Origin of the sequence: Mesorhizobium sp. M4A.F.Ca.ET.090.04.2.1, from assembly GCF_003999085.1 — a bacterium.
Taxonomy (GTDB): Bacteria; Pseudomonadota; Alphaproteobacteria; order Rhizobiales; family Rhizobiaceae; genus Mesorhizobium.
In genome coordinates this window covers 1-7,893 of the sequence record NZ_RZOT01000267.1, presented here as the reverse complement: position 1 = coordinate 7,893, position 7,893 = coordinate 1, and the positions used below count along the sequence as shown (strand labels likewise).

At 64.4% G+C, this 7,893-nt stretch carries 4 protein-coding genes; all 4 read right to left on the bottom strand.

Features of this window, described 5'->3' with window-relative positions; all coding sequences use genetic code 11:
* Positions 1-206 precede the first annotated feature (206 nt).
* Positions 207-1,364 carry an ABC transporter permease gene (locus tag EN781_RS19100; RefSeq protein ID WP_127400231.1) on the bottom strand — a complete coding sequence of 386 codons (1,158 nt, stop codon included), beginning with the start codon at positions 1,362-1,364 and terminating at the stop codon, positions 207-209.
* A 12-nt stretch (positions 1,365-1,376) separates the two neighbouring features.
* Positions 1,377-2,411, bottom strand: a complete 1,035-nt coding sequence (locus EN781_RS19095) for an ABC transporter permease (protein ID WP_127400230.1) — start codon at positions 2,409-2,411, stop codon at positions 1,377-1,379.
* Between the two features lie 224 nt (positions 2,412-2,635).
* Positions 2,636-4,288 carry an ABC transporter substrate-binding protein gene (locus tag EN781_RS19090; protein ID WP_127400229.1) on the bottom strand — a complete coding sequence of 551 codons (1,653 nt, stop codon included), beginning with the start codon at positions 4,286-4,288 and terminating at the stop codon, positions 2,636-2,638.
* Between the two features lie 272 nt (positions 4,289-4,560).
* On the bottom strand, positions 4,561-7,893 hold a 3,333-nt coding region (locus EN781_RS19085; RefSeq protein WP_189347682.1), incomplete at its 5' end, for a translocation/assembly module TamB domain-containing protein.

The window sequence follows — 7,893 nt, the reverse complement described above, 5'->3', positions numbered from 1 at the left end:
GACGATGCCCATCGCCTCGCCGGGCATGACCGTGCAGGAGAAGTCCATCACGGCCGGTATCTCGCCCTTGCGGGTGAAGAAGGAGATCGACAGGTTCTCGATCTCGATGATCGGCCCAGGGGTTGGCTTGCCGGGATTTCGAACTGCCTCGTTCATGGGTCGCTCCAATCCTTGGTTCTTAGAAGATGGGGCCTGAAACCCCGCCATCAATCCTTCATCGACTGTTCGCGCAGGGAATCGGCCAGAAGGTTCAGCCCAAGCACGAATGACATCAGCGCAATCGTCGGCGGTAGTGCCGGGTGGATGAAGGAGCGCAGCAGGCGGCTGGCGTCCTTGATCGCCGTGCCCCAGTCCGGGCTCTCGGGCGCCAGCCCCAGTCCGAAATAGCCGAGTGTGCCGAGTAGGATCGTCGTGTAACCGATGCGCAGGCAGGCATCGACGATCAGCGGCCCGCGGGCATTGGGCAGGATCTCCCACAGCATGATGTACCACGGCGATTCACCACGCGTCTGCGCCGCCGCCACATAGTCGCGCGTTTTGATGTCCATGGTCAGCCCGCGCACGATGCGGAACACGCCGGGGCTGGAGGCGAACACCACCGCAACGAAGATGTTGAGCTGGTTGGGATCAATGTGGACGATCTTAAGCGGGTCGGCATCGAACACCAGGCCGGCATAGATCCAGCCGCCGATGACCAGCGTCAATCCGAGCAGGATGTAGAGGCGGTCGGGCCGATTCTTGTAGCGCGTCCAGAACAGCACGCTGAAGAAGATGATCGGGAACAGGAAGAACAGCCCGGCCATGGCATAGGGGATCGGCGTGTCCATGATGCCGGGCGTCACCAGCAGATAGAACAGCAGGATGACCGGGAAGGCCAGCACCAGATTGGCGAGGAAGGACAGGATGGTGTCGATCTTGCCGCCATAGTAGCCGGCCGGCAGGCCGAGCGTGATGCCGACCATCAGCGCGAAACCGGTCGCCGCCGGCGCGATGATCAGCACGATCTGGCTGCCATAGACCATGCGCGAAAATACGTCACGGGCGAGCTTGTCGCCGCCGAAATAGTAGATGAGCTTCGACGTCGGTTCGATCGCGCCGGGCAGCGCGTCCTTCATCACCGGCACCTGGGAGAGCGGATCGAAGGGCGAGATGGTCGAGGCGAAGATCGCCGTGAACAGCCAGAACAGGCAGATGCCGACGCCGACGATACCGACGCCGCTGTCGAACAGCTGGCCGTAGAGTCCGAGCTTCTTCTTGTAGGCGAAGCTCGCCCCCATGACGATGGCGAGCGCTATCCAGACAGGCCAGAAACGCGAGATGACGCCGAGCACGACACTGAAAGCGCTGATATATTCGATCTGCATCCGCTTCGCCCCCTACTGAACCCTGATACGCGGATTGAGAAACGCGTAGCCGACATCCGAGATGAGCTGCGTGATCAGGACGATGAACACCGAAACCAGCGAGCAGCCGAGCAGAAGGTCGATGTCGTTGTTGCCGGCCGCCTCGACCAGCGTGTAGCCGAAGCCCTGGTAGCGGAACATCACCTCGACGATGACGACGCCGGTGAGCAGCCAGGGGAATTGCAGCATGATGACGGTGAACGGCGCGATCAACGCGTTGCGCAGCGCATGCTTGACCACGACGCTTCCGAAGGAGAGGCCCTTGAGGCGAGCCGTGCGGATATATTGTTGCGTCATCACCTCGACCATCGAGGCGCGTGTCATGCGCGCAATGTAGCCGATGCCGTAGATCGCCAGCGTCATCACCGGCAACGTGAAATTGTAGAAGGTGATGCCTTGGCTGGCCGAGGCGGCCGAACCGTTCAGCCAGCCGAGCCAGGACGCGAAGATGACGGTGAAGATGACGCCCGAGACATATTCCGGCGTCGCCGTCGAGGCGATTGAGGCGACCGACAGCGTGCGGTCGGTGCGCGAGCCCTCGCGCATGCCGGCAAGGATGCCGACCAGGAGCGAGATCGGCACCATCACCAGCAGGACGCAGAGCATCAGGATGCCGGTCGCGCTGAGTGCTGGAAAGAGCTTTGACGCCACGCTGGTCTTGAATTTGGTCGAGCAGCCGAAGTCACCCTGCAGCACGCCGGAGAATGTCGGCACGACCGGATCGTTGCAGAAGGAGAAGCGCTGCGTCGGCTTGCCCGTCGCCGGGTCGGTCACCGGCTGCTTGGGCAGCACGCCCAGCCACTGGCCGTAGCGGGCAAAGAAGTTCTGCCGGTAGCCATGGTTGACCAGCCAGTCCTCGAGCTGCTCGGCCGACGTATGCATTTCGGTCTGGCTGATCGCCAGCTTCTTCAGGTTCGGGTTGAGATTGATCAGGAAGAAGACGACCAGTGTCAGGCACAGCATCGTCAATGCCATCGTGCCAAGACGCCTGAGGATGAAAGAAAGCATGGCGGCCCCCTGCCGGTCTGGTTGGGGTTGGAGCCTGTTTGCTGTCCAGCTCGGCCACTAGCGGCCAGGCTGCCTTTCAAACGGACCCTCGGATGCGATCAACCCTGTTTTTCGTTGCACGCCGTTGCCGGAAGAATCCACGCCTTCTCAAGGCGCCGGCTTCCGGTTCCTGCATTGTGCGGGGAGTGAGGGGAAGGGGCAAGCCCCTTCCCCAATCGGTCCGATCACGCCTGGTCGAGCCAGACCTTGCCATAGTCGCGTTCGAAGGTCGGGTGCATCTTGTAGTTCTGCACCGCCTTGACCGAGTGGCTGTAGAGCTTGCGCCAGTAGGGCTGGATGATGACGCCGGAATCCTGCAGGATCTGCTCGATGTCCTTCATCATCTCCTTGCGCTTGGCGGCGTCGGCGACGGCCAGCGCGGCATTGAGCTTGGCATCCCAGTCGGCGTTCGCAAAGGCCGTCTCGTTCCACGCCTCGCCGGAGCGGTAGCCGATCGCGAGCACCTGGACGCCGAGCGGACGCATGTTCCAGTTGGTCATCGACAGCGGATACTTGGTCCAGTCGTTCCAGAAGGTCGAGCCCGGCAGCACCGTGCGCTTCACCTTGATGCCGGCGTCGCGCATCTGCGCGGCGATCGCATCGCCGGTGTTCTTGTGCCAGTCCTCGTCGACCGTGATCAGCTCATGTTCGAAGTCGGCCTGGCCGGCTTCGGCCATCAGGGCCTTGGCCTTGGCTGGATCGCGAGCCACCTTCGCCAGTTCGTAGTATTCCGGATGGATCTGGCAGACATGGTGGTTCTCGGCGACCGTACCGGCATTGCCGTAGCCAAGCTGGAGAACGACATTGTTGTCGACCGCGAGCTGCAGTGCGTTGCGGACCTTCTGGTTGTCGTAAGGCTTGTTGTTGATGTTGGTGCGGCACACGATGGTCGACGTTGTCACGATCTCCGACTTCACCAGGTCCATGCCGTCGAGAATCGACACATAGTCGGCCGTGGTCTCGAAATTGGTGTGCACTTCACCCGCCTCGAAGGCGCTGACCATGGCGGCGGGGTCGGTGCCGTAGTCGATGAACTCGACGCCGTCGAGGAACACCTCGCCGTCCCACCACTTGTTGTCTTCGCGGCGCTTGTAGACCACCTTCTGGCCGACATCGTAGGAGACGAGCTCGAACGGACCGGTGCCGATCGGGCAGGCCTTGAAGTCGCCGCCCTTCTCGTCGAAGCTCTTGTGCACCAGCAGACTCGGATAGTCGCACACGTTCGGGATCAGCGCGATGTCCGGCTTGCCGAGCTTCAGCTTGACGGTCATGTCGTCGACCTTGGTCACGGCGCTCTCGTCGAGCTTGTCGTCCTTGACCAGGGTGCCGAGACGGCCGGGCATGGAATTGCCCTCGGCCTTCTTGTCGGCCCATCGCTTGAGATTGAAGATGACGTCGTCCGCCGTGAAGGCATCGCCGTTCGACCAGGTCACGCCCTTGCGCACATGCAGCGTGTATTCGGTGGCGTCGTCGTTCACGTCCCAGCTTTCCAGCAGATACGGACGGAACGTGTATTCGGTGGTGTACTTGACCAGCGGCTCGAGCGCCTGGCGCTCGGCATTGGCGATTTCCGACCAGTCGGACTTGCGCGGATCCTTCGGGTCCTTGACCCACTGCGCGACCTTCAGCGTGCCGCCCTTCTTGCCCTGCACGTCCTCGGCCCTTGCCGGGGTCGGATCGGCGAGACCGAGCATGCCGTAGGCCATCGCCGTGGACGCGCCGAAGACGCTGGCGAGCGCCAGGAATTCGCGGCGGTCCACCTTGCCCGCCTTGGCTTCTTCGGCCATGGCCCGGATGTGATCCGGAACGCGATCACCGTTAGATTTGTAGATTGCCATGATTAACTCCCATTGTTGGCTTTCCGCCTTGTAACATTCCGCATCCAGACCGTGATGTCAAAGACGGTCTGGACTGGAACATGTTGACGAATGTGCAACTTTGGAAGGAGGGCGGTTCGCGCGATAGCGACAGTCTTGACGCAAATTTGCTACTGCGTCGCAGATTTCATTCGATTATGCGCAAACGAATAAACTGAGACATTCAAACGGCATAGGACAGCGCCAGCCGCCTGCTGCGATAGCGCCAAAGGCTGCCCTTCCTGCGACCGGCTTCAGTATTCGCGCTCGTAGAAGATGCCGCCCTTGGCTTCGCCGGCATCGGTGGCCTCGCCACGCAGCTTGACGCCGCGCCCGACATTGAGGTCGATCGCCGCCTTGCCGGAACCCGGCTTGTCGCCCTTCTGGATGGTCACATAGGTACGGTCGTTGAGGTATTTGCCCGCCGAGACGGCGGTGCCGCCCTTCTCGTCGGTGGTGACATCGAGGTCGTCGACGCCGATCGCGCTGCGCAGGTTCTCGAGCAGCGAGGTCGAACCGCCGACGCCGGCCAGTTGCGCGGCGGCCTCCGCCAGCTGCGCGATCTGCAGCGGCGACAGGTTCGACATCGAGCGGCCGAAGATCAGCTGCGCCAGCACCTCGTCCTCCGGCAGTGCCGGCGTCGAGGAGAAGGTGAACTTCGGGTTGGTCGCCTCGCCCGACACGACAATGGTGACGGTGGCGCTGCTCGTCGTCGTGGTCGCCGTCAGGTTGAGGTAGGGCACCAGGGAGCCCGAAAAGCCGACCGTTCCTTCTGTGAAGGTCAGCCGCTTGGCGAGGATCGTCAGCCGCCCGCGCTGCAAGGTGAAGGTGCCGACCGCATGCGGCGAGGAGGCCGGACCGGTCAGCTTGAGCGAGCCGCCAAGCTCGGCGTCGACGCCCCGGCCCTGGATGAATATCTGATTTGGCGCGTTGACGGTGACGTCGAGGGCAAGACCGCCGCCGCCACCGCTGCCGCCGCTGGCGGAAGCCGGGCGCAGCGCCTTGTCCTGCGTGCGCACCGCGGCCGGCGCGCCCTTGTGCCTGACGTTGAGCGCCGCCAGCGAGCCCGGCAGCTTCTCGGGAACGGTGATGACGGTCTTGGCCAGGTTGATGGTGCCTGCGACCACCGACGCCGAGACAAGCGGCCCCTTGATGGTCAGGTCGCCGCCAAGATTGGCGGTCACCACCCGGCCGTCCGTGTAGCGGCCGTCGGTCAGCTTGACCGAAAGATCGGCCGGGAACCCTTGCGCCGGATTGATGCCGACCGTGCCGCTGGCCGACAGGCTGCCGCGCGTCGACAGCGTGCCGGTCAGACGATTGATCCTGGCTACGCCGGCGCCGATCGAGACGTCGGCGGCGATATCGTTGACGGCAAGGCCGGAGCGCGCGTCGACCAGCCGGGCGCCCGACGTGCTGACCGTGCCGCCGATGACCGGCAAAGTCGCCGGGCCGCGCACCTGGACATTGACGTTGGCGGTGCCGCTCAGCGACAGGCCTTGCGCGGCGAGCTTGGCGGCAAGGAAGGAGAACGGCACCTTGCCGGAGAAGTCGAGCACCAGCGCCGGCGTTCCCGCCGTCGTCACCGAGCCGCCGCCCTTCAGGCCGAGCCCTGCGCCGTCGCTGATGTCGGCGTCAAAGGTGAGTTTCTTGCCGGCGAACGTTCCCGACGAGGAAATGTTCATGCCGCCGAGGCCGGCGCTGCGCGTCTGCGCGGTCTGCACGCCGCCGGCGTCGATCTTGAAGGCAACCGACGGATTGGCCGGCGCGCCCGTCACCTTGACCGTACCGGAGATGGAACCTGCAGCATCGAGGCCGCGCGAAAAACTGTTGGCGAGCGAAGCCGGCACCTTGGCCAGCGCGGCATTGATATCGAGCGCCTGTCCGACCTTGCCGGTCACCGTCGCGGTGCCGCCGCCGAGATTGAGCACCAGCCTGTCCAGGCTCGTCGTGCCGTTGGCGATACTGACCGTCGAGGCCTGCGCGATCGCCGCCTTGATGCCTTGCACGGTCGCCTGACCTGAGGTGAGTTCGATGGTCGTGGTGCCATTCGCCACCCTCACCCGCCCGGCGGCCTTGGCCGGAATGTCCTTGACGGTGGCGCCGCCGGAAAAGCCGGTCCAGTCGCCGTCGCGCTTCAGGTCGACATTGATGCCGCTGACCACGGTGCCGCCCGAAGTGACGCTGTCGGCGCGGACCTTGCCGGAGATCACCGGGGCGGCCAGGTAATTGGCGACCAGCGCGTCGATGGCGACGTTCCTGGCCGAGAGGTCGCCACGCGAAATCGCGACGGTGGTCGCCTTGACGGTGACGTTGGGGCCGTTGGCCGTCTTGGTGAAGGCGATGGTGCCGCGCACGTCGCCTTCGGCCTTTTCCAACGCCAGCGCCGCCAGCGGGCCGATATCGGGCAGGTCGAGCGCGATGGTGCCGGCGGGCACGAAGGCCTCGTCAAGCGCGAGGTCGCCGGAGATCCGGTTCTTGCCGAGCGACAAGAGCAGCCCGTTGATCGCGCTCTTGCCATCGGTTGTCGCCAGCACCGCGCTGCCTTGCAGTGCCTGTCCGGCGACATTGCCGGTCAGTTGCACATTCGCCGCCGGGTTGGCGGCATCGGCCTTGCCGGTGGCGGTCAGCTTCAGACCTGTGATCTCGCGCGCCGCTACCGAAAGCCGGTCGCTGTTCACAGTCAACGACAGGTCAGGCGCCAGGCTTGGCCCTTGCGCGTTGAGCGCGAAGGCGATCGCGCCCTTGGCGTCCTTCGACAGCGGCGAGATATCGGCCAGGGCGCCCTTGATGTCGGCACTGAGCCTGTTGTCGGCAAGGCTGGCTTGCCCGTCGGCGGTCAGCGCGCCGGAGGCCAGTTTGACCGAACTGATAGTGACACCGCCATGGGCGTCGCGCTTCATCGCAGCGCTGAGCTGCGTGCGCTCGGCCAGCACGCCGCGCGCCGCCGCCGGCAAAGCCGCCGAGAGGGCGTCGACCTTGAGATTAAGGTCGATGGCGCCGTCGGTCAGCGAGACGCGGCCGTTGAAGGCGCTATCCAACGCCTCGCCCTGCACCGAGCCGCTGTCGATCGTGATCGCGTCCGCGGCGAGGCTGCCGGCGACCTTGGCGGTGATCTTGCCGGCGACCAGCGGCGCGATGGTTGGATTGTCGAGCCCGATCGTCTCCACCGTCACCGTGCCGGAAATCGGTCCCGTGCGGCTCTTCAGGTCGAAGGCATCGGAATGCAGCCCCAGCGTGATGCCTTCCGACTTGGTGAAATTCGTCGCGATCGAAGGCAGCACGGCCGAGATGTCGAGCTTCGGCTGCGTGCCCTGCCCGGCCGCCTTCACCGACAGCGCCTGCAATTCAAGCTTGATCGGGCTTTCGGCGCTGCCGAACGACAGCGGCAGGCTTGGACCCGTCGAGACAAGGTCGAGGGCGAAATCACTGGCGCCGTTCGCATTGATGGTGCCGGAAGCCTTGCCGGAAATCTTCTCGCCCGAAAGCGTCGCCTGGTCCAGCACAATACCGCCCGCGGTGGTGAAGCTTCCCAAGGCATTGAGGCTGAGCGGCCCGAGGCCGGCCCGGCGGCTCCGGCTGGTTTTCGC